This window comes from Klebsiella sp. CSG-1 (assembly GCF_056521145.1).
In genome coordinates, this window is record NZ_JBWNLD010000039.1 from 1 (window position 1) to 576 (window position 576).

1 rRNA gene is annotated in these 576 nt (G+C 52.1%); it reads right to left on the reverse strand.

What is annotated here, in order from left to right:
• Nucleotides 1–453: ribosomal RNA gene (locus AC007G_RS28305) — 16S ribosomal RNA — on the reverse strand; the annotation flags it as partial.
• Nucleotides 454–576 lie beyond the last annotated feature (123 nt).

The window sequence follows — 576 nt, forward strand, 5'->3', positions numbered from 1 at the left end:
GCCTTCCTCCTCGCTGAAAGTACTTTACAACCCGAAGGCCTTCTTCATACACGCGGCATGGCTGCATCAGGCTTGCGCCCATTGTGCAATATTCCCCACTGCTGCCTCCCGTAGGAGTCTGGACCGTGTCTCAGTTCCAGTGTGGCTGGTCATCCTCTCAGACCAGCTAGGGATCGTCGCCTAGGTGAGCCATTACCCCACCTACTAGCTAATCCCATCTGGGCACATCTGATGGCATGAGGCCCGAAGGTCCCCCACTTTGGTCTTGCGACGTTATGCGGTATTAGCTACCGTTTCCAGTAGTTATCCCCCTCCATCAGGCAGTTTCCCAGACATTACTCACCCGTCCGCCGCTCGTCACCCGAGAGCAAGCTCTCTGTGCTACCGCTCGACTTGCATGTGTTAGGCCTGCCGCCAGCGTTCAATCTGAGCCATGATCAAACTCTTCAATTTAAGTTTGATGCTCGTGAATTAAACTTCGTAATGAATTACGTGTTCACTCAGAGACTTGGTATTCATTTTTCGTCCGAGGACGTTAAGAATCCATGTCACTTTGAGTGCCCACACAGATTGTCT